Below are 23002 nucleotides of genomic sequence, written 5' to 3'. Positions count from 1 at the left end.
CGGATCTCCCAGGCCGGGAAGAGGCGGGTCGAGCCGTCGAGGAACATGACATACCAGTCGGGCTGGCTCGCCGCCGACACGACCGCGGCCTTGTAGGGGCCGAACAGCCAGATCGGGTTGATCTGGAAGAGGCCCGCGAGGGCGGCGATCATGGCGAACACGATCATGAAGAAGCCGCCGGCCTTGGCTGCGAAGCCCGGGAACATGCGCACGCCGACCACGTTGGTGTTGGTCCGGCCGGGGCCGGGCCACTGCGTGTGCTTCTGCTTCACCAGCAGGCCCATGTGGATGCTGATGAGCGCGAGCAGCGCACCGGGGACGAGCAGCACGTGCACGATGTACAGCCGGTCGAGGATGACCTCACCCGGGAACTCGCCACCGAACAGCGAGGTGGTCACCCAGGTGCCGACGATCGGGATCGACAGCATGATGGCGCTGGCGATGCGCAGGCCGGTGCCGGACAGCGCGTCGTCGGGCAGCGAGTAGCCGCCGAAGCCCTCGAGGAAGCCCATCCAGAAGAGCAGGACGCCGACGATCCAGTTGGCCTCACGCGGCTTGCGGAACGCGCCGGTGAAGAAGACCCGGAACATGTGCACCACGATCGCGGCCATGAACAGCAGCGCCGCCCAGTGGTGCATCTGCCGCATGAACAGGCCGCCGCGCACGTCGAAGGACAGCTGCAGCGCCGTGTTGTAGGCGTTGGACATCTCCACGCCACGCAGCGGCGTGTAGCTGCCCTGATACACCGTCTCCTTGAGCGACGGGTCGAAGAACAGCGCCAGGAAGATACCGCTCAGCAGCAGGACGACGAACGAGTAGAGCGCGATCTCGCCCAGCAGGAACGACCAGTGGTCGGGGAAGACCTTGTTGAAGAGGCGGCGCAGCGGCGTGGCCGCCTGGAACCGCTCGTCGAGGGCCTTGGCCGAGTTCGCCGGCAGTGCCCTGACATCGATCTTGCGCCGTTTCATGGCCGCTCCCAAAATGCCGGTCCGACGGCAACCTTGTAGTCCGACGTCGCCACGAAGTAGCCCTCATCGTCCACCGTGATGGGCAGCTGCGGCAACGCCCGGCTCGCCGGGCCGAAGATCGGCCGCGCGTTGTCGGTGATCTGGAACTGCGACTGGTGACAGGGGCACAGCAGGCGGTTGGTCTGCTGCTCGTAGAGGCTGGCGGGGCAGCCGGCGTGGGTGCAGATCTTCGAGTAGGCCACGTAGTTCTGCCACTGCGAACCCTTGTTGATCTCCTTGACGTTCTTCAACGTCTCGGTGGCGTCCCCCTCGCGGAGGTGGATCAGCAGGGTCGGCGAGTCGGCCCACTTGTTGGTGGCGCCGCCCGGGATGCCGGGGAAGACGGTGATCTGGCCGCCGACGCTGACGTCGGCCGGGCGGATCGGGGTGCCGTCCTCGTGGGTCAGCCGCACCGGCTTGCCGTCGTTGTGCTTCGGGTCCCAGCCGGTGGTGAAGAAGATGTTCTCACCGTTCTGCGTCGGCGCCTTGATCAGCGAGCCGACCAGCACCGCGCCGGCGACCGCGCCCAGCGGGGCGGCGCCCGCCAGGAACGCCATGCCGACGAACTTGCGCCGCTTGAGGCCCAGCTCGTCGCCCATGTTGAGGATCGTCGCCGAGGTGAGCCGCTGCTCGACCGAGTCGGACGGCCCGTCGTGGCGCTCCTGGACCGAGACCTCCTCGGGGAGGAGCTTCTTCGACCAGGTGATGATGCCCACGCCGAGGGTCAGTAGGGCCAGGCCGAGCGTGGCGCCCAGCACGGGGTTGTAGTACGGGTACAGCGCCCGGTAGGTCGAGTCGCCGTGGCCGTACTTCCACGGCCAGGCGATGTAGGCGACCACGAACGCGGTGCCCATCAGGCCGGTGAGGAAGAACAGGAAGGCCAGCGTCCGCTCGATGCGCTTCTCGGCCCGGGTGCCCGGCACCGGGAACCGCGGCGCGTAGTGGGCGATCTCCACGCCGTCCCGGCGCGCGCCCTCGCGGACGAGGTCGAACCGGGTCAGCTCCGGGTCGGCGGCGTCGAACTCTTCTTCGACGGTCGAGTGGTGGGTGGTCATGACTTCCCTGCAATCCACAGCGTGGCGAACACGAGCGCCGCGATACCGACGAGGAAGATGACGAGTCCCTCGGGGACCGGGCCGTAGCGGCCGAGGTTCCAGCCGCCGGGGTCGGTCGACGCGTTCTTGTTCAGGTCCTGGATGTACGCGATGATCGCGGCCTTGTCGTCCGGGCTCAGCTGGTTGTTGCCGAACACCGGCATGTTCTGCGGACCGGTCAGCATCGCCGCGTAGATGTCACGGTTGGTCGAGTGCTCCAGCGACGGGGCGAACTTGCCCGACGAGAGCGCGCCGCCGCCCGTGGAGAAGGCGTGGCAGGACGAGCAGTTGACCCGGTAGAGCTCGCCGCCGTGGGCGAGCGTCTTGCTGTCCGCGGTGGCCTTGCGGACCTCCTCGTCCAGGCTCTCCGCCGACGGCAGCTGCGGTCCGCCGCCCAGCTCCTGGATGTAGGCGCCGAGGTCGGCCGCCTGCTGCTCGGTCAGCTGCGGCTGCTTGCGCTCGGCCTGCGCCTCCTGGCGGGCCAGCGGCATGCGGCCGGTGTTGACCTGGAACTCGACCGCGGCGGAGCCGACGCCGATCAGGCTCGGCCCGCGGTCCTCGACACCCTGCGCGTTGCGGCCGTGGCAGGTGATGCAGCTCTGCTCGTAGATCGCCTTGCCACGCTGGGCCGCGGCCGAGAGGGTGGGGGTCTCCTCGGCCCGGCCGACGCCGGGTGCGTATGCGCTGTAGAGGCCGCCGACCAGCGTGAGGGCCGCGACCAGGCGCACCGCTGCCGACAGCCGCCGGCGAAGCTTGCTGCGCGCCGCGCGCTTCCCGCCCGGCACCAGCCGGGCAAGCGGCCGCCTGCTCTGCTCAGAAGTCATGGCCTCACCTTTGTCGTCATCACCTATGTCGTCTCAGAAGTGGTGGTCCCGGAAGCGTGACGCGCGGCCGGAGCGGCTACTGCAGGAAGTAGATCATCGCGAACAGCGCGATCCAGACCACGTCGACGAAGTGCCAGTAGTACGACACGACGATCGCCGCGGTCGCCTGGGCGGGGGTAAAGCGGCCCATGGTCGTGCGGATGAGGTAGATGATGAAGGCGATCAGACCGCCCGTGACGTGCAGGCCGTGGAAGCCGGTCGTCAGGTAGAACATCGAACCGTACCCATCGCCGTTGATCTTCACGCCCTCGTGCACCAGGGTCCGGTACTCGTTGACCTGGCCGAGGACGAAGATCAGGCCCATGACGAAGGTCAGGGCGAACCAGCGCCGCAGGCCGTGGACGTCACCGCGCTCGGCGCGGAACACGCCGATCTGGCAGGTGATCGAGGACGCCACGAGGACCAGCGTGAACGTCAGGGCGTAGGGGATGTTCAGCACCTCGGTGTGCTTCTCCCACAGCTCCGGCGCGGCGGCGCGGATGGAGAAGTACATCGCGAAGAGTGCCGCGAAGAACATCAGTTCGCTGGAGAGCCACACGATCGTCCCGACACTGACCATGTTGGGCCTGGTCAGTGAGTGGATCTGGCTCTTGGCAATCGCTGGGGCCGCAGTCACGGGGTCATTATTGCCCCCGATCATCACCGGCTTTTCACGGGGTCCACCAGACACGGACGATTCGTGCGTCGGCATAGTCTGGGGACGTGCTCCACGCTGCTGATCCAGGTCCTCCGTCGGCCGCGACGATCCTCGGGTCGTTCCACGTCTCGTGGCTGACGCTGCTGCTGCTGGCCGCCGCCGGCCTGTACCTCGCCGGCGTCGTCAAGCTGCGCAAACGTGGTGACAGCTGGCCGATCGCGCGCACCGCGCTGTTCCTCGTGCCGGGGCTGGGCTCGATCGCCGCGGTCACCATGACCGGGGTCGAGGCCTACGACACGGCACTGCTGTCCGTCCACATGGTGCAGCACATGATGCTGTCCATGATCGCGCCGATCTTCCTGGCCCTCGGCGCGCCGGTGACGCTCGCGCTGCGCACCCTGCCGGCCGGCGGGCGGCGGATCCTGCTGGCGGTCGTGCACTCGCGGGCCGCCCGCATCCTGGCATTCCCGCTGGTGGCGTTCGGCTTCTTCGTCGTGACGCCGTTCGTGCTCTATTTCACGCAGCTGTACGAGCTGACGATGCGCCACGCGTGGGTCCACGAGCTCACGCACGCGCACTTCATCGCCGTGGGCTGCCTGTTCTTCTGGCCGCTGCTGGGCCTCGATCCGCTGCCCGGCCGCTGGCCCTACCCGGCCCGGGCCCTGCTGATGTTCCTGTCCACGCCGTTCCACACGGTGCTCGGGCTGACCATCATGCAGAGCAAGGACCTGCTCGGCGGCGACTGGTACCCGTCGCTGCACCTCCCCTGGGCCGACCCCGCCGGCGACCAGGTCGTGGCCGGCGGCATCCTCTGGGCCGGCGGCGAGATCGTCTCGGTGACCATGCTCGCCGTCCTGGTCGTGCAGTGGATGCGGCAGTCCGACCGCGAGGCGAAGCGGGTCGACCGGCAGCTCGACCGCGAGGAGCAGCAGCGGCGCGAGGAGGCGGAGTGGTCCGCCCGCACCGGCATCGCGATTACGGCGGACGGTACGATCCCGGAGGCACCCGCCACACGAGGAGCAGCACGCACATGAGCGAGCACACCGTCCTGCTGTACAGCGACGACCCCGAGGTCCGCGACCGCATGCGGCTGGCCATCGGCAACCGCCCCGCGGCCGACCTGCAGGTGCGCTTCGTCGACGCCTCGACCTACGCCGAGGTGGTGAAGCTCGTCGACGACACCGACGTCGACCTGCTGGTCCTCGACGGCGAAGCCACCCCCGGCGGCGGCCTGGGCATCGCCCGCCAGCTCAAGGACGAGGTCGTCGACGCGCCGCCGGTCGTGCTGGCGATCGCCCGCGCCGCGGACCGCTGGCTGGCGTCCTACGCCCGCGTCGAGGGCACGATCATGTATCCGCTGGACCCCGTGACCACCGGCGAGACCGTCGCCGGCCTGCTCCGCGCATACCCCGCCATCCGCCAGTAACCCCTCCTGGAGGCCGCCATGGGCGACCGCACCTGGCCACAGCTGCTCAGCTCGCTGCTCCGCGGCGAGGACCTCTCCACCGAGGACACCCGGTGGGCGATGGGCGAGATCATGGCCGGTGAGGCCACCCCCGTGCAGACGGCCGCGTTCGTGATCGCGCTGCGGGCCAAGGGCGAGACCCCCGCCGAGGTGGCCGGCTGCGCCGAGCTGATGCTGGCCACCGCGCCGAAAGTGCCGATCACCGACGAGCTGCGCAACGCCGCCGTCGACATCGTCGGCACCGGCGGCGACCGGGCCAACACGGTCAACATCTCGACAATGGCCGCCGTGGTGACCGCCGCCGCCGGCGTGCCGGTCGTCAAGCACGGCAACCGCGCCGCGTCGTCCTCGGCCGGCGCCGCCGACGTGCTCGAGGCCCTCGGGGTCACCATCGACCTGGGCCCGGAGGACGTCGCCCGGTGCGTCACCGAGGTCGGCATCGGCTTCTGCTTCGCCGCCCGCTTCCACCCGGGCATGCGCCACGCCGGCGTCCCGCGCCGCGAGATGGGCGTGCCGACGGTGTTCAACTTCCTGGGCCCGCTGACCAACCCGGCGCAGCCCACGGCGGCCACGATCGGCTGCTTCGACCAGCGGATGGCCCCGGTGGTGGCCGGCGTGCTGGCCGGCCGCGGCTTCTCGGTGCTCCTGGTGCGCGGCGAGGACGGCCTCGACGAGTTCACGACGGCCGCTCCCAGCCGCGTCTGGGTGGTCAGCGGCGGCACCGTGACGGAGACGCTGGTGGACTCGGTGGAGCTGGGCCTCGCCCGGTCCGCGCCGGGCGACCTGCGCGGCGGCGACGCGGCCCACAACGCCGACGCCGCCCGGCGGATGTTCGCCGGCGAGCCGGGCCCGGTCCGCGACGCCGTGCTGCTCAACGCGGCCGCGGCGCTCGCCGCCCGGGCCGGCGGGCTGACCGTCGACACGCTGCCGACGCAGCTCAAGGCCGGTCTCGACCGCGCGGCCGCCGCCGTCGACTCGGGCGCGGCGACGGCGCTGGTCGAGCGCTGGGCGTCCTTCAAGGCCTCCTGACCACCCGCACCACCCGCCCGCGCTGCCGAACCGCACCGCCTGCACCGCGCCGCCCACCCGCGCTGCCGCACCGCACCGCCTGCACCGCGCCGCCCGCGCTGCCCGCACCACACCGCACCGTCCGCACAGCTCTGCCCGCACGGCACACGCGCAGTGCCGCGATCTTGGAGTTGCGATCCCGTCTTTATCGCGCTATTTCCGACAAATCCGGGACCACAACTCCAAGATCGGCGGGCGAGCGGTCGGCGAGCGACCGGCAAGGCGCCGCCAAACGACCGGCGAGCGGCCGGCGAGGCCTGCCCAGCGGCCGGCGAGCGGCCGCCACGGCGACCGCGCAGCAACCGCGCGAACCGTGCGGCACCACCCCGCGCAACCCCGAGCCGCGCCGGACCGTTGGGTGGTACGTGTCCGAACTGCCGCGCAACAACCCGAAGAAGGCGCTGCTGGCCGCGATCGTCGCCGGCACGGTGACGCTCGGCTTCGCCGGCATGATGGCGCGCTCGTGCCAGGCGCCGCCCCAGCAGCAGTCCGAGCAGGCGAAGCAGGCGGCGGCCGCCGGCGCGGCGATCGAGCTCGTCGACTCGCTCGCCGCCCGGCTCGTGCTCGGCCTGGAGTCGGACGCCACACTGCAGTACGCGACCGCCTCCGGCGCCGTCGTCGTGGTGTCACAGTCGAACCCGCGCCGGGCGTACCGGGGCGGTAGCGTGACGTTCATCTCGACGCCCGACGGCACGTACCTCTGCCGCGCCCAGCCCGCCCCCTCCCCCAGCAAGGGCAGGAAGGCCGCCCAGCCCGCCGTGAGCTGCGCGGAAGGGCCGGGGGCGGACGCGATGTCGGCCGGCCAGGCCAAGGCGATCAGCGAGGCGTTCGGGGGCGACTTCCTGCCTCCCGAGGCGGCGCTGGGCCGGCTGGCGGCGATCGCCAAGGGCGACGGCGTTCGGACCGGTGTGTCGAAGCGCGGCGACGCGCAGTGCGTGTCGGTCACGGCCACCGGGATCCGCACCGAGACGGCCTGCGTGAACCCGGCCGGGCAACTCGCCTACTTCGAGGGCACCACCGACGCGGGAACGCCGGCCACGCTGACCCTGCAGTACGCCACCCCGAGCGTCTCCGGCGCGGCCTTCAAGCCCCCGGTCAGCACCAAACCGTGACCCGACACGCCGCCGGCAATGCGCGGCGCCGGCGCGCGGCGATGGCACGGTGGCGGCATGGAGCTCCACTGCGACACCTGTGCCAGGCTGCGGGTCTTCGAGAAGCCGGCGTGCACCGACCACCCCCGGTCGAGCTGCCCCGACTGGGCCTGCACCGCGTGCGGCGCCGCGATCGTGGTGGCCCCGGTGATCCTGCTGATGGACCGCCGCCCGCGCGTCCTGCTGCGCCGAGCGGCCTGAGCGTCCGTTCAGCTCCCGGCAAGTACCGCTTGGCGCAGCACCCGCCACCCGGCCATATCGACCCGGAACAATCTGTTGCACCCCGTTCCCGCACGAACAGAGGTGTGCAGATGAAGCTCCGGCGCCTCACCGTCACGCTGACGGCCGCGCTCCTGGGCCTGGGCCTGGCCGCCGGTCCGGCCGCAGCGGCCACGCCCGCCGAGAAGCTCGCCGTCATGTCAACCTGGTCACAGCCCACGCAGGGCAGCTACGACGCCTGGAACGCCGCCCGCCAGAACCAGGGCGCGTGGGCGAGCTACGGCTTCGACTGGTCGACCGACTACTGCTCGACCAGCCCCGACCAGCCGCTGGGATTCGACTTCCGGCTGTCGTGCCAGCGGCACGACTTCGGCTACCGCAACTACAAGGCGATGGGCCAGTTCCCGGCGAACAAGAGCCGCATCGACGACAGTTTCTACCGCGACCTCAAGGCCAAGTGCGCGACCTACAACAGCTTCGTCCGCCCGGCCTGCACCAGCCTGGCCTGGACGTACTACCAGGCCGTCGTCGCCTTCGGCAACGTCGTCCTGAGCGACGCCGCCCTCGAGCGCGCCGCCGACCTCAAGGAACGCGGCGAGCTCGCCCAGGCCAGGTCGCAACGCTGATACTCGAGTCCGCGCAACTGACGCCCGCCGCCCAGTTTGACCTTGGTGGTTTTCCGCCGCCCCGGCGACCGTGATCCACCAAGGTCAACTGCGCGAAATGGCGGACGCCGGACAACGCAGAAGGGCCCCGCCGACCGGCGGGGCCCTTCTGTGCGTCGCTGTCGTCAGTGCTCGGCGCCGCGGCGCGAACCCGTGTAGTACTCGAACATGAGGCCGCACGTCGCGAACAGCACCGACAGCAGGCCGACCGCCACCAGCCACCACTGGTCGAAGGCCAGGCCCAGGCTGGCGATCATCGCCGCGAAGGCCAGGCCGAACGGCCAGTAGCTGCCCGGGCTGAAGAAGCCCAGGTCGCCGGCGCCTTCGGCGATCTCCGCGTCCGGGCGGTCCTCCGGACGCGGCGCGATGCGGCGCGAGATGAGCCACAGCGCGCTGCCGACCATCGTGAGCAGCAGGCCCGAGAGGACCAGCGCGACCACGCCGATCCACTCGATCCCGCGGTGCCCGGCCTGCTCGTGCGGCGCGACATCGGTCCACCACGCGTAGAGCCCCGCCATCGCGAACACGAACAACGCGAGGACGAAGAAAAGACGTCCTTCTGACTTCATCGCCGTCCGCCTTTGCTCAGCTCGCCGACCGCTTGGTGCGGTCGGTGTCGAACGGGGTCGTCTTGGTCGCGTAGCCCGGCAGGCCCAGCTGCTCGAAGGCCTCCGGCGTGCTCTTTCCGGCGATTCGCAGGTCGAGATACTGCTGGTACTGCGCCTGCGAGACCACCCGCATCTCGAAGTTCATCATCGAGTGATACGTGCCGCACAGCTCGGCGCACCGGCCGACGTACGCACCCTCGGCGTTGTCCTTGAAATTGACCTCGAAGCGGTTCTCCACGCCCGGGATGACGTCCCGCTTGAACAGGATGTCGGGCACCCAGAACGAGTGGATGACGTCGTTCGAGGTCTCCTTGAACTGCACCGACTTGCCCGCCGGGACGACGAGGACCGGGATGTAGTTCTCGGCGCCGACCTCGTTGATCGGCTTGCCGTCCGGGCCCTTGCTGTCCGAGTAGACGAACTGCCAGTTCCACTTGGAGGCGATCACCTCGACGTTGACGTCCGGGTTCTTCGAGAGCCGGTCGACGTCGGTCTGGATGATCGCGGTGTAGAAGAACAACACGGCGATGACCACGAACGGCGCCACCGTGTAGAGAATCTCGAACGGCATGTTGTAGCGCGTCTGCGGCGGCAGCTCCTCGCCCCGCTTGCGGTAGCGCACCACGCACCAGAAAATCAGGCCCCAGACGAAGACACCGACCGCCAGCGCCGCGACGACCGACCCGATCCACAGGTCGTACATCCGGTCACCCTGCTCGGTGATGCCTTTCGGCCAGCCGAACCCGTTGAACGTGTCCTCGACGGAGCAACCGGCGAGCAGGGTCGTCGCCCCGACGGCCGAGACGGCGAGCCCAATGGCGCGCGCGGGGCTCAAACCTCTTGAGACCACCTGCTCCTGCCTCCTTAGCAGTGCCGCTGCGCGGCAAGCCTCTCCAACGCTGGCGAGCGTACTCGACCATGCTCGGTCCACCCGGCTTGGGGTCACCGTGTCCGGGTCGCGATAGCGTTGCCGGGGTGGGCGTCTACTTCGACTCGGCCACCGCCACCCCGCTCCATCCCGTTGCGCGGCAAGCGTTTCAGGCCGCCGCCGACGAGGGCTGGGCCGACCCGGGCAAGCTCTACGCGCAGGCCAGGCGGGCCCGGCAGCTGCTCGACGCGGCCCGCGCCTCGGCCGCCGAGATCCTGGGCGTGCGCCCCGACGAGCTGCACTTCACGGCCGGCGGCGCCGACGCGGTGCGCCAGGCCGTCGAGGGCGTCCGCCGCGCCCGGGGCCGCCGCGTCGTCGTCCACTCCGCCGTCGAGCACTCCGCGGTCGTCAAGGCCGCCGGGCCCGACGCGGTCGCCGTGCCCGTCTCGGCGACCGGCCGGGTCGACCTCGACGCGCTGGCGTCCGCGGTGAATTCCGCGGAAGTGGCCGTGGCGGCCGTCCAGAGCGCGAATCATGAGGTGGGAACCGTGCAGCCGGTCGCCACCGCGGCCGAGCTGTGCGCCGGGGCCGGGGTGCCGCTGCTGGTCGACGCCGCCCAGTCGATCGGCCGCGCCCCCCTGCCCACCGGCTGGTCCCTGCTGGCCGGCAGCGCCCGCAAGTGGGGCGGCCCGGCCGGCGTCGGCCTCCTGGCGGTCCGCAAGGGCACCCGGTGGGAGCGGCCCTGGGAGGCGGCCGACGACGTGCCGGCGATCGTCGCCGCGGCGGCGTCGCTGCGCGCGGTGCACGAGGCCGCGGCCGTGGAGTCGGCCCGGCAGCACGCCCTGGTCGACGAGATCCGGCGCACGGTGGCCGCGACGGTGCCCGACGTCGAGGTGGTCGGCGACCCCGTCGAACGACTGCCACACATCGTCACGTTCTCGTGCCTGTACGTCGACGGCGAGGTACTGCTGCAGGCCCTCGACCGGGCCGGCTTCGCCGTGTCGTCGGGCTCGGCCTGCACCGCCGACACGCTGCGCCCCTCGCACGTCCTGGCCGCCATGGGCGTGCTGACCCACGGCAACGTCCGGGTCTCGCTGCACCGGGACGTGTCCGAGGAGGACGTCCGCCGGTTCCTCGCCGCCCTCCCGCCCCTGGTGGCGGCCGCGCGGGCCGAGGCGGGGGTGGCGGGCCTGTGAGCCACGTCGTCGACGCCCGGGGCAAGCGCTGCCCGCTGCCCGTCATCATGCTGGCCAAGCTGGCCGCCAACCAGCCGCCCGGCACCCGGATCGAGGTGCTCGCCGACGACCCGGCGGCCGCGGTCGACATCCCGGCCTGGTGCCGCATGCGCGGCCACACGTTCGTCGCCGCCGCCGGCGACGCCTACACGGTGGAGCTGAAGGGCTAGGCCGGGGCGCGCAGGCGGCGGATCAGCAGGTACGCCTCGCAGCCCAGGCACAGGCCGAAGACGGCGTTGAGGAACGCCGCCAGCAGGGCGAACGACGCGCCGACCACGCCGGCGACGGTCGCGCCCGACAGGTAGCCGGCCACCGTCGCCAGGGCGAACACCAGGCCCACGGCCTGGGCGAAGCGGACCGGGGCGGCGTCCTCCCGCTCGGTGGGCGGGGTGAGGCGCGGGGCGACGGCGAAGCGGTACAGCAGGCCGTAGGGGGTCCGGCGGGGGTCCCAGGCGCCGATGGCGAAGATCACAGCCTGGGCCAGTGCCAGCCAGCCGCTGCCGGTGAGCAGGACGACCACGAAGACGACCGAGGTGAGGGCCGCGGCGAAGCGCGGGCCGCGCGGGTCGAGCGTCACGCCGCCAGCACCTCCGTCACGGCGGCGCGCAGGTCGTCGCGGGTCGGCACGCCGACCGTGCGGCTGGCCACCCGGCCGGCCCGGTCGACGACGAGCAGCGTCGGCAGGCGCCAGATGCCCAGCTCGCGGACGGCGTCGAGGTGCTCGTCGGCGTCGAGCTCGACGTGGCGCACCCCGGCGACGGTCCCGGCGACGTCGGCGCAGACCCGGCGCACCTGGCGGCAGGGCGCGCAGGTCGCCGAGGAGAAGTGCAGCAGGGTGACCGCGTCGCCGGCCGGCGTGAGCAGGCCCGACGGCAGGTCGCCCGGATGGGTGCGCAGACGACCGTAGCGGGCCCGGTACACGAGCCCGGCCACGGTCGCGAGGGCGAGCACCGCCAGGACCACGATCGTCACGGCGGCAACGATACTCCGATCCCTATCAAGCCGATAGGGATACTCAGGCCGGCAGGTGGACCCGGATCTCCTCGGCGGCGAGGTCGCCGTAGGACTCGGCGATGCGCTTGGTGAACTCGTCGGTCACGATCGCGTACTCCTGGGGACCGACCGTCTCCAGCACCAGCGCCGCGATCATCGAGCCGACCTGGGCGGCCCGCTCCAGGTCCAGGCCCCACGACAGGGCCGCGAAGAAGCCGGCCCGGAAGCCGTCGCCGACGCCGGTCGGGTCGATGGCCTGCACGCCCTTGACCACCGGCACGACGATCTCCTCGTCGAGCGCCCGCCCGCGGATGACCACACCGTCCTTACCGAGGGTGGTCACCAGGATGTCGACCTGGTCGAGCAGCGTCGCCGTGGTCAGGCCGGTCTTCGACTCGAGCAGCTCCTTCTCGTAGTCGTTGGTCAGCAGGTAGGCCGCGCCGTCGACGAGCTTGCGGATCTCACCGCCGGACATGCGGGCCAGCTGCTGGGAGCAGTCGGCGGCGAACGGGATGCCCAGCAACCGGGCCTCCTCGGTGTGCCGGACCATGGCGACCGGGTCGTTGGGGCTGACCAGGAGCAGGTCGAGGCCGCCCACCCGATGGTGGACCGGCTGCAGCTCGATGTTGCGGGCCTCCGACATGGCACCCGCGTAGAACGAGGCGATCTGGTTCATGTCGTCGTCGGTCGTGCAGACGAATCGGGCGGTGTGTGCGATCTCGCTCACGTACACCGAGTCGCAGTCGACCCCGTGCCGGGTCAGCCAGCTGCGGTAGTCGGTGAAGTCCGCGCCCACCGCGCCGACCAGGATCGGGCGCAGCCCGAGCAGGCCCATGCCGAAGGCGATGTTCGCCGCGATGCCACCCCGCCGGACCGTGAGGTCGTCCACCAGGAACGACAGCGACACCTTGTGCAGCTGATCGGCCAGGAGCTGCTCCGCGAAGCGGCCCGGGAAGTGCATCAGGTGATCGGTCGCGATCGAGCCGGTGACGACGATCTTCATGAAAACCTCTGGAGGTCGTGGCGACAGGAAGCACAGCCCGGACAGCCTACCGACTCCGAGGACGCGCGAAGGCCGCCTCCCGTTCACCGGGAAGCGGCCCGAAGTGCGAAAAGATCTCTAGTGGAACGAGTCGCCGCAGGCGCAGGAGCCCTGGGCGTTGGGGTTGTCGATGGTGAAGCCCTGCGCGTCGATGCGGTCGGCGAAGTCGATGGTCGCGCCGGTCAGGTAGGGCACGCTCATCCGGTCGACGACGACCTCGAAGCCGTCGTAGGTGCTGACCTTGTCCCCGTCGAGCGAGCGCTCGTCGAAGAACAGCTGGTAGCGCAGGCCCGAGCAACCACCGGGCTGCACCGCGACGCGCAGCCGGAGGTCGTCACGACCTTCCTGCTCGAGCAGGGCCTTCACCTTGAGAGCGGCATCCGCGGTGAGGCCGATGCCGGCCGGGTTGTCCGTCTGAACGGGCTCGGCAAGCTGCGAAGCGGTCACGATCAAAGCTCCCTGCGGTGATGTCTACAGTTCCACCAGAGCCAACGCCGCGGCTCACGATGGCATTCCCGTCCCATACTGACACGGAAATCGCCTATCGGCTCCACTGGCGAGCCAGGCGTTGTCCAAGCTCACGCAGCCCGTCCGCGGGCCGGGAGAGCGCTTCCTCGACGCTCTGGAAGTGCTCGACCAGGGAATGTGCCTCCGTGACGCCGATGCTGGCGGCCTCCCGGCGGCCGGCGGCCACCCGGCCGGCGACCACCACGCAGGGCACGCCACGGTCGCGTGCGGCGTTCGCCACACCGGCCACGACCTTCCCGCGCAGCGACTGCTCGTCGAACGAGCCCTCGCCGGTGACGACCAGCCCGGCCTCGTCGAGCTCGGCGTCGAGGCCGCACAGGCGCCGGACCAGGCCGATGCCCGACTCGACCCGCCCGCCGAGGGCGAGCAGCGCCGCGCCCAGCCCGCCCGCGGCCCCCGCGCCGGGCAGCTCGGCCAGGCCGGCGGGTGCGGTCGGCAGGGCGGCCAGGACCTGCGCGAACCGCTCCAGCGCGGCGTCGAGCAGGAACACGTCCTCCCGGGTCGCGCCCTTCTGCGGGCCGAACACGGCGGTGGCGCCGTGCAGGCCGAGCAGCGGGCTGTCGACGTCGGTCGCGGCGACCAGGGTGGCGTCGCGCAGGCGTGGGTGGCCGCCGAGCGACGCGCAGGCCGCCAGGGCGGCGCCGCCGTAGGGCAGCGCGTAGCCGGCGGCGTCGAGCGGGGCCGCGCCGAGGGCGGCGAGCAGGCCCGCACCCCCGTCGTTGGTGGCGCTCCCACCCAGCCCGACCACGACCGTCGTCGCGCCGGACTCCACCGCGGCGAGCAGCAGGGTGCCCAGGCCGAACGACGTGGCGACCTTCGGGTCGCGCTCCTCGGGAGCGAGCAGGTGCAGGCCGCAGGCCTCGGCGCTCTCCACGTAGGCGGTCTCCCCGTCGAGCAGCACGCGACCCTCGACGGGCCGGCCCAGCGGGTCGGTGGTGGGCACCGTGATCAGCTTCGCGCCGGGAAGGGCGGCGGCGAGGACGGCCACGAACCCGGGCCCGCCGTCCGACAGCGGACGCAGTACCACATCGTCGGCCGGCTGCGCCGCGCGCCAGCCCTCGGCGAAGGCCGTGGCGGCCTCGACGGCCGAGATCGTGCCGGCGAACTTGTCGGGGCAGACGAGGACGCGCATCCGGTCATTGTGCACGTCACAGTCGCCGGGGTGACGGCGCGTGGGACCATCGGAGGGTGACCTGGGCTGAACCGTCGTCAACCGCCACCGCACTGCTGCTGCTGGGCCGGGGCGCCGACCCGAACACCGAGAAGGGCGTCGAGTGTCCGGGCGACCTGCCCGCGCCGAGCGACCCCGACCTGGTCGAGCGGGCCGCCCGCGCCAAGGCCGCCCTCGGCGACCGCGTCTTCGTGCTGGGCCACCACTACCAGCGCGACGAGGTCATCCAGTTCGCCGACGTGACCGGCGACTCCTTCAAGCTCGCGCGGGAGGCCGCCGCCCGGCCCGCCGCCGAGTACATCGTGTTCTGCGGCGTGCACTTCATGGCCGAGAGCGCCGACATCCTCACCTCCGACCGCCAGCGGGTCGTGCTGCCCGACCTCGCCGCCGGCTGCTCGATGGCCGACATGGCCGCGCTCGTGCAGGTCGAGAAGGCCTGGGACCGGTTCACCGAGCTGGGCATCGCCGGCGAGGTCGTCCCCGTGACGTACATGAACTCCTCGGCCGACATCAAGGGCTTCGTCGGCCGCAACGACGGCGTGGTCTGCACCTCGTCGAACGCCGAGACCGCGCTGCGCTGGTCGTTCGAGCAGGGCACCAAGGTGTTCTTCCTGCCCGACCAGCACCTCGGGCGCAACACGGCGGTGCTGAAGCTGGGCCTGGAGCTGTCCGACTGCGTCCTCTACGACCCGCACAAGCCGAACGGCGGGCTGACCGACGAGCAGCTGCGTGCGGCGAAGATGATCCTCTGGCGGGGGCACTGCTCGGTGCACGGCCGGTTCACCCTCGACAGCGTCGACGACGTGCGCGAACGGGTGCCGGGGGTCAACGTGCTGGTGCACCCGGAGTGCCGCCACGAGGTGGTCACGGCCGCCGACCACGTGGGCTCCACGGAGTACATCATCAAGACGATCGAGGCCGCGCCCGCCGGCACCGCCTGGGCCGTCGGCACCGAGCTCAACCTGGTCCGCCGCCTGGCGCTGGCCCACCCGGACAAGCAGATCATGTTCCTGGACCGCAACGTCTGCTACTGCTCGACGATGAACCGCATCGACCTGCCGCACCTCGTGTGGGCGCTCGAGGAGCTCGTCGCCGGCCGGGTCCCGAACGAGATCGTCGTCGACGCCGACACGGCCCACTACGCGCGGGTCGCGCTCGACCGGATGCTGGCACTGCCGTAAGGAGACGGATCATCACCCTCTGTGGTGATCCCTGTCAGAGTCCCGTCTTCGTGCCAGGGGTGGCGTGCACGCGACTTCCCCATGCAGTACATGTGGATATGCTGCGCGGGCGATGCGGTGCGTCCGGTTCTCCGGCCTCACGCTGCGTCAGCGCCTGCTATCCACGTTCCTGCCTGCAGGAGGAGTTCCGTGACCAACTACGACGCCGGTGACGTCCTCACCGTGCACGGCGGTGCGCCGCTCAACGGCCAGCTGCGCGTGCGCGGTGCCAAGAACCTCGTCTCCAAGGCGATGGTGGCGGCCGTGCTCGGCGAGACCCCGAGCCGGCTCTTCGACGTCCCCGCGATCCGCGACGTCGAGGTGGTCACCGGCCTGCTGGAGCTGCACGGCGTCCGGGTCAGCCGGGGCGCCGCCGACGGCGAGCTGATCTTCGACCCGTCCAACGTGGAGTCGGCCAACGTCGACGAGATCAACGTCCACGCCGGGTCCAGCCGCATCCCGATCCTGTTCTGCGGCCCGCTGCTGCACCGCCTCGGCCACGCGTTCATCCCCGACCTGGGCGGCTGCAACATCGGCGGCCGGCCGATCGACTTCCACATCCAGGCCCTGCGCGAGTTCGGCGCCGTCGTCGACAAGTCCGAGAAGGGCATGGACATCACCGCGCCCGACGGGCTGCACGGCGCCAAGCTGCAGCTGCCCTACCCGAGCGTCGGCGCCACCGAGCAGATCCTGCTCACGGCGGTGCGCGCGGAGGGCGTGACCGAGCTGCGCAACGCCGCCGTCGAGCCGGAGATCATCGACCTCATCTGCGTGCTGCAGAAGATGGGCGCGATCATCAAGGTCCACACCGACCGGGTCATCGAGATCCAGGGTGTGCCGCGGCTGACCGGCTACTCGCACCGGCCGATCCCCGACCGGATCGAGGCGGCCAGCTGGGCCGCGGCGGCCCTCGCGACCCGCGGCGACGTGTTCGTCAAGGGCGCCCGCCAAGCCGACATGATGACCTTCCTCAACCTGTTCACCACCGTCGGCGGCGCGTTCGAGATCGACGACACCCCGGGCGAGGGCGGCATCCGCTTCTGGCACCCGGGCGGCGAGCTCAAGGCCGTCGCGATGGAGACCGACGTGCACCCGGGCTTCATGACCGACTGGCAGCAGCCGATGGTGGTCGCGCTGACCCAGGCGCGCGGGCTGTCGATCGTGCACGAGACGGTCTACGAGCGGCGGCTGGGCTACACCGCGGCGCTCAACCAGATGGGCGCCACCATCCAGACGTACCGTGAGTGCCTCGGCGGCACCCCCTGCCGCTTCGGCCGGCGCAACTTCATGCACTCGGCGGTCATCGCCGGGCCGTCGAAGCTGCACGCGGCCGACCTGGTGATCCCCGACCTCCGGGCCGGGTTCAGCCACCTGATCGCGGCCCTGGCGGCCGAGGGCACGTCCCGCGTCTACGGCGTCAAGCTCATCCAGCGCGGCTACGAGGACTTCGAGGCGAAGCTCAACGGCCTCGGCGCCCACGTCGAGCTCGGGTAGCGATTTCGGTTCGAACACGGTTCGAACACGGCCCGAAGGGCGGCCGGCGGTGCTGTTCATGCGCAGCGTCGGCTACCCTTCACGGCGTGCCGTCGCTGTTTCGCCGCAAGTCCGAGGACTCCGACTCGTCCGTCGCCGTCTCCGCCCCGGAGGCGGAGCCCGAGGCTGCCACCAAGGGCCACACCCCGTCGAAGCGGGAGCTGGGCAAGCAGACCCCCAAGCGGACCATCGCCGGCCGCCGGGTCGCCGAGCCGCCCGCGGCGAACCGGCGGGAGGCCGCCAAGCGCATGCGCGAGAAGATGCGCGCCGAGCGGCTGGAGGCCCGCGAGGGCATGGCCAACGGCGAGGAGCGCTACCTGCTGCCCCGCGACAAGGGCCCGGTTCGCCGCCTGGTGCGCGACATCGTCGACTCCCGGCGCACGATCGGCACCTGGTTCTTCGGCACCACGTTCCTCGTCATGATCGTCGGGTTCAACCGCAATCTCAACCCGTCGATCTACTTCGCGGCCAACGCGCTGTTCGGCCTGATGTTCCTGGCCACGGCGGTGGACAGCTTCTTCATCTCCCGCACCGTCAAGAAGATGGTCAAGCAGCGCTTCCCGGACTCGACCGAGAAGCTCGGCCGGCTCTACTTCTACGCGATCATGCGGGCCATCTCGTTCCGCTTCATCCGCAACCCGAAGCCCCAGGTCAAGGTCGGCGCGGCGATCTGAACCCCCGGCGCAGGTCAGGGTCACGCTGAGACACGATTCGGCGGCGGCTCGCCACGCGACGGTGGCGTAGAGAGGGCTCCAGGCCGTACCCTCCCATCGCGACCGGACCACGATTCACCGGGTAGGCGCGAAACGGGCGCCGGTGCATGATTGGTGCCGGCGTGGGGCGAGGAGAGCGAAGCTGTGAGCGACGAGTACCCGGGAGAAGAGCCGGGAACCGCCGCGCCCACCTGGGCGGCCGTGCCTACCATGCCGTGGAACCGGGTGCCTGAACAGCGTCGCGACGAGCCGGATCCGGCCGGCCGCCGCCCCCGCGTGCCACCCCAGGGCGAGCCGCCGCGCGGTCGGGGCTACGACGACCCCCGCGGCGGCTACGACGATCCTCGCGGCGGGCACGACGACCACCGCTCCGGCTACGGGCCGCAGGGCCATCCGCAGGGCGGGCAGCCGCGGCAGGGGCCGCCCGGGCAGTACGGGCCGCCCCCGGGGTATGGGCCACAGGGCTACCAGCAGCCGGGCGACCCGCGCGGCCGGCCGCCGGGGCAGGGTCACGGGCGGCCGCAGAGCCGGGCCTTCGACGGCCCGACCGACGAGGTGCCCCGCGTGCCGCGCGCCATGCGCAAGCCCGCCGGCGGCCCGCCTCCGCCGCCTCCGGCCCGGCCCTCGGGGCGCGCCTCGGTCGGCACCCCGCCGCCCGGCCGCGGCCCGGCGGTGTACGGCTCCCCGTCACCCCAGAACACCGGCAACGTCTACGGCGGCGCGCCGGCCGAGCGCGACAGCGGCAACGTCTACGGCGGCACCGCCGAGCGTGACACCGGCGGCTTCGGCGCGCCGGCCGAGCAGCAGCGCCAGGGCCGGACGTACGGCGGCCAGCCCCCGGCCGACGCTCCGATGAGCGCTCCACCGGCCGGCCGCGGGGCGTATCCCGACGCGCCCATGAGCGCGCCGCCCGCCTACCCGAACGCCCCCATGAGCGCTCCCCCGGCCGCGCCCATGAGCGCGCCGCCGGCCGGCCGGGGCGCCCACGTCGACGCGCCGATGAGCGCCCCGCCGAACGCCCCCATGAGCTCGCCGCCCGCCGGCTACCCCGACGCCCCGGTGTCCGCGGCGCCCGCGCCGTTGAGCGCCTGGGGCCCGGCCGACGCGCCCGCGGAGGCGCCCGTCTCCAGCGCGCCCGTCTCCAGCGCGCCAGTGTCCAGCGCTCCCGTCTCCAGCGCGCCCGTGAGCGCCGCCCCGGTCAGCGCGGCCCCGGCCGAGCCGCCCTCGGCGGAGCCGCCGGCCGTCCAGCAGGGCACCGCGATGGGTGGCTACCGGTCGGCACCGCTCACCGGGGCCGGGGTCGACGGCCTGCAGGCCACCGGGTACCTGCCGATCGTCCGGCCGGGCGCCGACGGGTTCCCGCCCGAGCTCGCCGCGATCGCACCGCAGTCGCCGCCCGGCCCGCGCGCCGAGCCGGCGCAGCCGAGCGCGCCGGATCCCGAACAGGTGCTGGCGTCGTTCGTGTGGCGGTTCGACCCGGACACGCTGCGCGAGCAGATCGAGGGCGACGAGGTCCAGCAGCTCACCGACATCCGCGACCAGCTCACGGCGAAGCTCAACGGCGTCGCCGACAACCCGACCCGGGCCCGGCTGCTCAGCCTGCGCGCGGTCGTGTCGCGGATCCTCGGCGACCTGCCCAAGGCGTTCGCCGACGGCAAGCTCGCCCTCGCCCACGCCGAGGCCACCGGCGAGCTGCGCCGCATCGCGATCGCGCAGGCCCGCCTGGCCCACGTGCTGCAGTGGCGGGAGGAGTTCGAGGAGGCCGACCGGCTGTTCACGCTGGCCAACTCGAGCGAGCTGCCCGACCGGCTGCGCGCCACGATGCACCAGCACGCCGGCAAGTGCGCCTACGACCAGGGCCGCTACATGGAGGCCTGCAACCACTTCGAGCGGGCGCTCGACCTGCGCAAGGAGGAGGACCCGGAGCTCATCGCGCAGACCGAGCTGGCGCTCGACGCGGTGTTCCGCCGGGTCGCGGAGAAGGGCTGGGGCCCGTATCCGCGCACGCGCGAGGAGACCCTGCAGATCCGCAAGCCGCCGTCGCCGGCGTTCGACGAGCAGACCCAGCGCTGGGGGTACGTCGACCCTCAGGGCAACTTCGTCATCGGCCCCGGGTACCTCGACGTGCAGCCGTTCCGCGACGGCGTGTCCTGGGTGCAGCGGCAGGGCTCGGAGAGCTGGGAGCTCATCGACGACACCGGCCGGGTGCTCATCGAGCCGACCGCGGGTTACCTCGGCGTGGGCAGCTTCTCCGACGGTGTCGCCTGGGTGTCGCGCGACGGCACCACCCGCTGGATCGCCATCGACAAGGCCAACACGGTGCTCATCTCGACCGGCTACGACGACGTGCGCCCGTTCCGGCGCGGGGTCGCGGCCGTGCGGCGGGGCCGGCACTGGGGCGCCGTCGACGGCGTCGGGCGGGTCGTGGTGTCGTTCCAGTACGACGGCTTCGCCACGGCGCTGCTCGACGGGCGGTACATCGACGGGTTCAGCGACGAGGGGCTCGCCGTCGTCTCGCTCGACGGGCGCAAGGGCGTGGTCGACCGGTCCGGGCGGGTGCTCGTGCCGCCGATCCACCACACGCTGATGATCCACCCGGTGGCGTTCCTCATCGCCGACGACGCGCAGCGCTGGGGCGCGCTCGACCGGCGCGGGCGGACCGTGATCGAGGCCACGTTCCCCAGCCGCACCGGCGTCACCGACGAGATCGACCGCCTGCTGGCCGACACCCGACCCGTGATGTGAACCGCGGACACCCGCCCGGGGTGTAAGGAGCGACCGATAGGGTCGGGGTATGGAGTTTCGACACCTCGGCCGTTCGGGATTGCTCGTCAGTGAGATCTCCTACGGCAACTGGATCACCCACGGCTCGCAGGTCGAGGCCGACCAGGCCACCGCCTGCGTGCACGCGGCCCTCGACCTCGGCATCACCACCTTCGACACCGCCGACGTCTACGCCGGCACCCGGGCGGAGGCCGTCCTGGGCGACGCGCTGAAGGGCCAGCGCCGCGAGGGCCTGGAGATCTTCACCAAGGTGTACTGGCCGACCGGGCCGGGCCGCAACGACCGGGGCCTGTCCCGCAAGCACATCCTGGAGTCGATCAACGGGTCGCTGCGCCGGTTGCAGACCGACTACGTCGACCTCTACCAGGCCCACCGCTACGACTACGCGACGCCGCTCGAGGAGACGATGCAGGCGTTCGCCGACGTCGTGCGCAGCGGCAAGGCGCTGTACATCGGCGTCTCGGAGTGGAAGGCGGAGGAGATCCGCGCCGCCCACGCCCTGGCCCGCGAGCTGAACGTCCAGCTGGTCTCGAACCAGCCGCAGTACTCGGCGCTCTACCGCGTCATCGAGGCGGAGGTCGTCCCGGCGTCGGAGGAGCTCGGCGTGGGGCAGATCGTCTGGTCTCCGCTCGGCCAGGGTGTACTGACGGGCAAGTACCTGCCGGGTCAGCCGCCGCCGGCGGGGTCGCGGGCGACGGACGAGAAGTCGGGCGCCAACTTCATCGCCCGGCTGCTCAAGGACGACGTGCTCGCGGCGGTACAGCAGCTCAAACCGCTGGCGGAGCAGGCCGGCCTGACGATGGCGCAGCTCGGTGTGGCGTGGGTGCTGCAGAACCCGAACGTGTCGTCCGCCATCGTCGGCGCGACCCGGCCGGAGCAGCTGCAGGACAACGTCAAGGCGTCGGGCGTGAAGCTCGACGCGGAGCTGCTCAAGCGGATCGACGAGGTGCTGGCCCCGGTCGTGGTCAGCGACCCGGCGCTCACCACGAGCCCGGCCGAGCGGCCGTAGCACGCGGAAGGGGGCCGGCCTCGGGCCGGCCCCCTCACGCTCGCACGGGACCTCAGAAGCTCCAGAACTTGAAGAGGTCGTAGCCGTCGCCGACGAGGAACGACGGCAGGCCGATCGCGTCGCCGATGGTGTAGACGACCTCGAAGAACCACCGGTTGATCACCGGGGACCACAGCAGGGCGATGAGCATCAGCATGCCGTAGGGAGCGACGTGGTTGAAGCCGCGCTGCCACTGCGGCGACAGCCACGGGAAGATCAGGTTGCCGCCGTCGACGCCCGGCATCGGCACGAAGTTCAGCACGCTGGCGGTGAGCTGCAGGAACGCCAGGAAGGCGAGCGCCGCCCAGAAGTCGGGGTGGCCGGTGTCGGCGAGCCCCAGGCCGAACGGCAGCACCATCACCACCGCGAGGACCAGGTTCGTCGCCGGGCCGGCGAAGCTGATCAGGCTGTCGACGAACCGGCTGCGCACCGCCGAGTGGTTGACCCACACCGCGCCGCCCGGCAGGCCGATGCCGCCGAGCAGCACGAACACCAGCGGCAGCACGATCGACAGCAGCGGGTGCGTGTACTTCAGCGGGTCGAGCGTCAGGTAGCCGCGGTGCGCGATGTCGTGGTCGCCACCCTTGTAGGCGACGACGGCGTGCGAATACTCGTGGAGGCAGAGCGAGATCGTCCACCCGGCCGCGACGAAGAGGAACACGTTGATGCGGACGTTGCCGAACCCGGCCCACGTCATCCAGCCGGTGATGAGGAACAGCGCCACCAGCCCGAGGAAGATCGGGCTCGGCCGGAACGCCTCGCGGGGCAGGCGCGCGACACGGTCGGTGTAGCGGCCGTACGACACCCGTCAGCCCCCCGCCGGCAGGAGGCTCATCCTGTACTCCGTGCGGTCATCCTCGCTCAGGGTCGCCGATGCGGCGCCCTTCGCCACCAGGTCGCGCCAGGTCTGGCCCAGCCACGACTCCGCGTCGGACTGGCTGGAAAACGCCTCGTTCGGGCCGTCGATCGGCCGGCGCTCAGCGTCTTCGAACCGCCACGTCCACGCCATGGTCACACTCCCGTCCCAGGTAGATGACATCGAGCGTATCGGCCCGGGCGCGCTGCGCCG

At 71.7% G+C, this 23002-nt stretch carries 26 protein-coding genes; 13 read left to right on the top strand and 13 right to left on the bottom strand.

Going from position 1 to position 23002, the window contains the following annotated elements:
- The 4 genes from qcrB to ctaE form a co-directional block, all read right to left on the bottom strand.
- A partial coding sequence (gene qcrB / locus IEZ31_RS57205) for a cytochrome bc1 complex cytochrome b subunit (protein WP_229836343.1) occupies positions 1-968 on the bottom strand: 968 nt, incomplete at its 3' end.
- Positions 965-2062, bottom strand: a complete 1098-nt coding sequence (gene qcrA, locus IEZ31_RS39735) for a cytochrome bc1 complex Rieske iron-sulfur subunit (RefSeq protein ID WP_190255271.1) — start codon at positions 2060-2062, stop codon at positions 965-967. The genes qcrA and qcrB, both read right to left, overlap by 4 nt.
- On the bottom strand, positions 2059-2925 hold the full coding sequence (gene qcrC / locus IEZ31_RS39730) for a cytochrome bc1 complex diheme cytochrome c subunit (protein WP_190255270.1): 867 nt from the start codon (positions 2923-2925) through the stop codon (positions 2059-2061). The genes qcrA and qcrC overlap by 4 nt, the downstream gene beginning before the upstream one ends.
- Positions 2926-3001: 76 nt before the next feature.
- The gene (ctaE, locus tag IEZ31_RS39725; RefSeq protein WP_190255269.1) at positions 3002-3601 is read right to left on the bottom strand and encodes an aa3-type cytochrome oxidase subunit III; all 600 of its coding nucleotides are present in this window, start codon (positions 3599-3601) and stop codon (positions 3002-3004) included.
- Between the two features lie 128 nt (positions 3602-3729).
- On the opposite strand from ctaE, the gene IEZ31_RS39720 reads away from it, so the two are divergent.
- The 6 genes from IEZ31_RS39720 to IEZ31_RS39695 all read left to right on the top strand — a co-directional run bounded on the left by IEZ31_RS39720 (position 3730) and on the right by IEZ31_RS39695 (position 8151).
- A complete protein-coding gene (locus tag IEZ31_RS39720; protein WP_373294758.1) occupies positions 3730-4656 on the top strand; it encodes a cytochrome c oxidase assembly protein in 927 nt (308 codons plus the stop codon).
- Entirely contained in the window at positions 4653-5048 is a 396-nt protein-coding gene (locus tag IEZ31_RS39715) for a response regulator (protein WP_190255267.1), read from the top strand. The genes IEZ31_RS39720 and IEZ31_RS39715 overlap by 4 nt, the downstream gene beginning before the upstream one ends.
- Positions 5049-5066: 18 nt before the next feature.
- Positions 5067-6116, top strand: coding sequence for an anthranilate phosphoribosyltransferase (trpD, locus tag IEZ31_RS39710; RefSeq protein ID WP_190255266.1), 1050 nt, complete (start codon positions 5067-5069; stop codon positions 6114-6116).
- Positions 6117-6520: 404 nt separating this feature from the next.
- Positions 6521-7267 (top strand): hypothetical protein, encoded by a 747-nt coding sequence (locus IEZ31_RS39705; RefSeq protein WP_190255265.1) that lies wholly within the window; start codon positions 6521-6523, stop codon positions 7265-7267.
- A 57-nt stretch (positions 7268-7324) separates the two neighbouring features.
- Complete coding sequence (locus IEZ31_RS39700; RefSeq protein WP_190255264.1) at positions 7325-7507, top strand: hypothetical protein; 183 nt, start codon at positions 7325-7327, stop codon at positions 7505-7507.
- A gap of 110 nt (positions 7508-7617) precedes the next feature.
- Complete coding sequence (locus IEZ31_RS39695; RefSeq protein WP_190255263.1) at positions 7618-8151, top strand: phospholipase; 534 nt, start codon at positions 7618-7620, stop codon at positions 8149-8151.
- A 164-nt stretch (positions 8152-8315) separates the two neighbouring features.
- Here the strand turns inward: IEZ31_RS39695 and IEZ31_RS39690 are convergent, their stop codons facing one another.
- Positions 8316-8759, bottom strand: a complete 444-nt coding sequence (locus IEZ31_RS39690; protein ID WP_190255262.1) for a cytochrome c oxidase subunit 4 — start codon at positions 8757-8759, stop codon at positions 8316-8318.
- Positions 8760-8775: 16 nt separating this feature from the next.
- Entirely contained in the window at positions 8776-9648 is an 873-nt protein-coding gene (gene ctaC / locus IEZ31_RS39685; RefSeq protein ID WP_373294756.1) for an aa3-type cytochrome oxidase subunit II, read from the bottom strand.
- Positions 9649-9716: 68 nt separating this feature from the next.
- On the opposite strand from ctaC, the gene IEZ31_RS39680 reads away from it, so the two are divergent.
- Entirely contained in the window at positions 9717-10862 is a 1146-nt protein-coding gene (locus tag IEZ31_RS39680; RefSeq protein ID WP_190255261.1) for a cysteine desulfurase family protein, read from the top strand.
- On the top strand, positions 10859-11071 hold the full coding sequence (locus IEZ31_RS39675; protein ID WP_268241732.1) for a sulfurtransferase TusA family protein: 213 nt from the start codon (positions 10859-10861) through the stop codon (positions 11069-11071). Before IEZ31_RS39680 ends, IEZ31_RS39675 begins: the two co-directional genes overlap by 4 nt.
- Here the strand turns inward: IEZ31_RS39675 and IEZ31_RS39670 are convergent.
- From IEZ31_RS39670 to IEZ31_RS39650, 5 genes are all read right to left on the bottom strand, one after another.
- Complete coding sequence (locus IEZ31_RS39670) at positions 11068-11478, bottom strand: DUF4395 domain-containing protein (RefSeq protein ID WP_190255260.1); 411 nt, start codon at positions 11476-11478, stop codon at positions 11068-11070. The genes IEZ31_RS39675 and IEZ31_RS39670 overlap by 4 nt on opposite strands.
- Positions 11475-11873 (bottom strand): TlpA family protein disulfide reductase, encoded by a 399-nt coding sequence (locus IEZ31_RS39665; protein ID WP_229836340.1) that lies wholly within the window; start codon positions 11871-11873, stop codon positions 11475-11477. The genes IEZ31_RS39670 and IEZ31_RS39665 overlap by 4 nt, the downstream gene beginning before the upstream one ends.
- 43 nt (positions 11874-11916) lie before the next feature.
- Entirely contained in the window at positions 11917-12897 is a 981-nt protein-coding gene (locus IEZ31_RS39660; RefSeq protein ID WP_190255259.1) for a carbohydrate kinase family protein, read from the bottom strand.
- 117 nt (positions 12898-13014) lie between these two features.
- Positions 13015-13383, bottom strand: coding sequence for a HesB/IscA family protein (locus IEZ31_RS39655; protein ID WP_190255258.1), 369 nt, complete (start codon positions 13381-13383; stop codon positions 13015-13017).
- A gap of 94 nt (positions 13384-13477) precedes the next feature.
- Complete coding sequence (locus IEZ31_RS39650; protein WP_190255257.1) at positions 13478-14596, bottom strand: glycerate kinase family protein; 1119 nt, start codon at positions 14594-14596, stop codon at positions 13478-13480.
- Between the two features lie 56 nt (positions 14597-14652).
- On the opposite strand from IEZ31_RS39650, the gene nadA reads away from it, so the two are divergent.
- From nadA to IEZ31_RS39625, 5 genes are all read left to right on the top strand, one after another.
- Positions 14653-15816: a quinolinate synthase NadA gene (gene nadA / locus IEZ31_RS39645; protein WP_190255256.1), complete on the top strand. Its 1164-nt coding sequence runs from the start codon at positions 14653-14655 to the stop codon at positions 15814-15816.
- A gap of 90 nt (positions 15817-15906) precedes the next feature.
- Complete coding sequence (gene murA / locus IEZ31_RS39640; RefSeq protein WP_190255287.1) at positions 15907-17349, top strand: UDP-N-acetylglucosamine 1-carboxyvinyltransferase; 1443 nt, start codon at positions 15907-15909, stop codon at positions 17347-17349.
- 86 nt (positions 17350-17435) lie between these two features.
- Complete coding sequence (locus IEZ31_RS39635) at positions 17436-18062, top strand: DUF3043 domain-containing protein (protein ID WP_190255255.1); 627 nt, start codon at positions 17436-17438, stop codon at positions 18060-18062.
- Positions 18063-18326: 264 nt separating this feature from the next.
- Entirely contained in the window at positions 18327-20846 is a 2520-nt protein-coding gene (locus tag IEZ31_RS39630) for a WG repeat-containing protein (RefSeq protein ID WP_229836339.1), read from the top strand.
- A 49-nt stretch (positions 20847-20895) separates the two neighbouring features.
- Complete coding sequence (locus IEZ31_RS39625; protein WP_190255254.1) at positions 20896-21894, top strand: aldo/keto reductase family protein; 999 nt, start codon at positions 20896-20898, stop codon at positions 21892-21894.
- A 52-nt stretch (positions 21895-21946) separates the two neighbouring features.
- On the opposite strand, the gene IEZ31_RS39620 is transcribed toward IEZ31_RS39625, so the two are convergent.
- Positions 21947-22738, bottom strand: coding sequence for a site-2 protease family protein (locus IEZ31_RS39620; RefSeq protein WP_190255253.1), 792 nt, complete (start codon positions 22736-22738; stop codon positions 21947-21949).
- A gap of 3 nt (positions 22739-22741) precedes the next feature.
- Positions 22742-22942, bottom strand: a complete 201-nt coding sequence (locus tag IEZ31_RS39615; RefSeq protein WP_190255252.1) for a hypothetical protein — start codon at positions 22940-22942, stop codon at positions 22742-22744.
- Positions 22943-23002 lie beyond the last annotated feature (60 nt).

The organism is Dactylosporangium sucinum (assembly GCF_014647515.1).
In the GTDB taxonomy this organism is placed as follows: domain Bacteria; phylum Actinomycetota; class Actinomycetes; order Mycobacteriales; family Micromonosporaceae; genus Dactylosporangium; species Dactylosporangium sucinum.
Note: the sequence above shows the minus strand (reverse complement) of the source record. Positions and strands in the feature narration are given on the sequence as shown.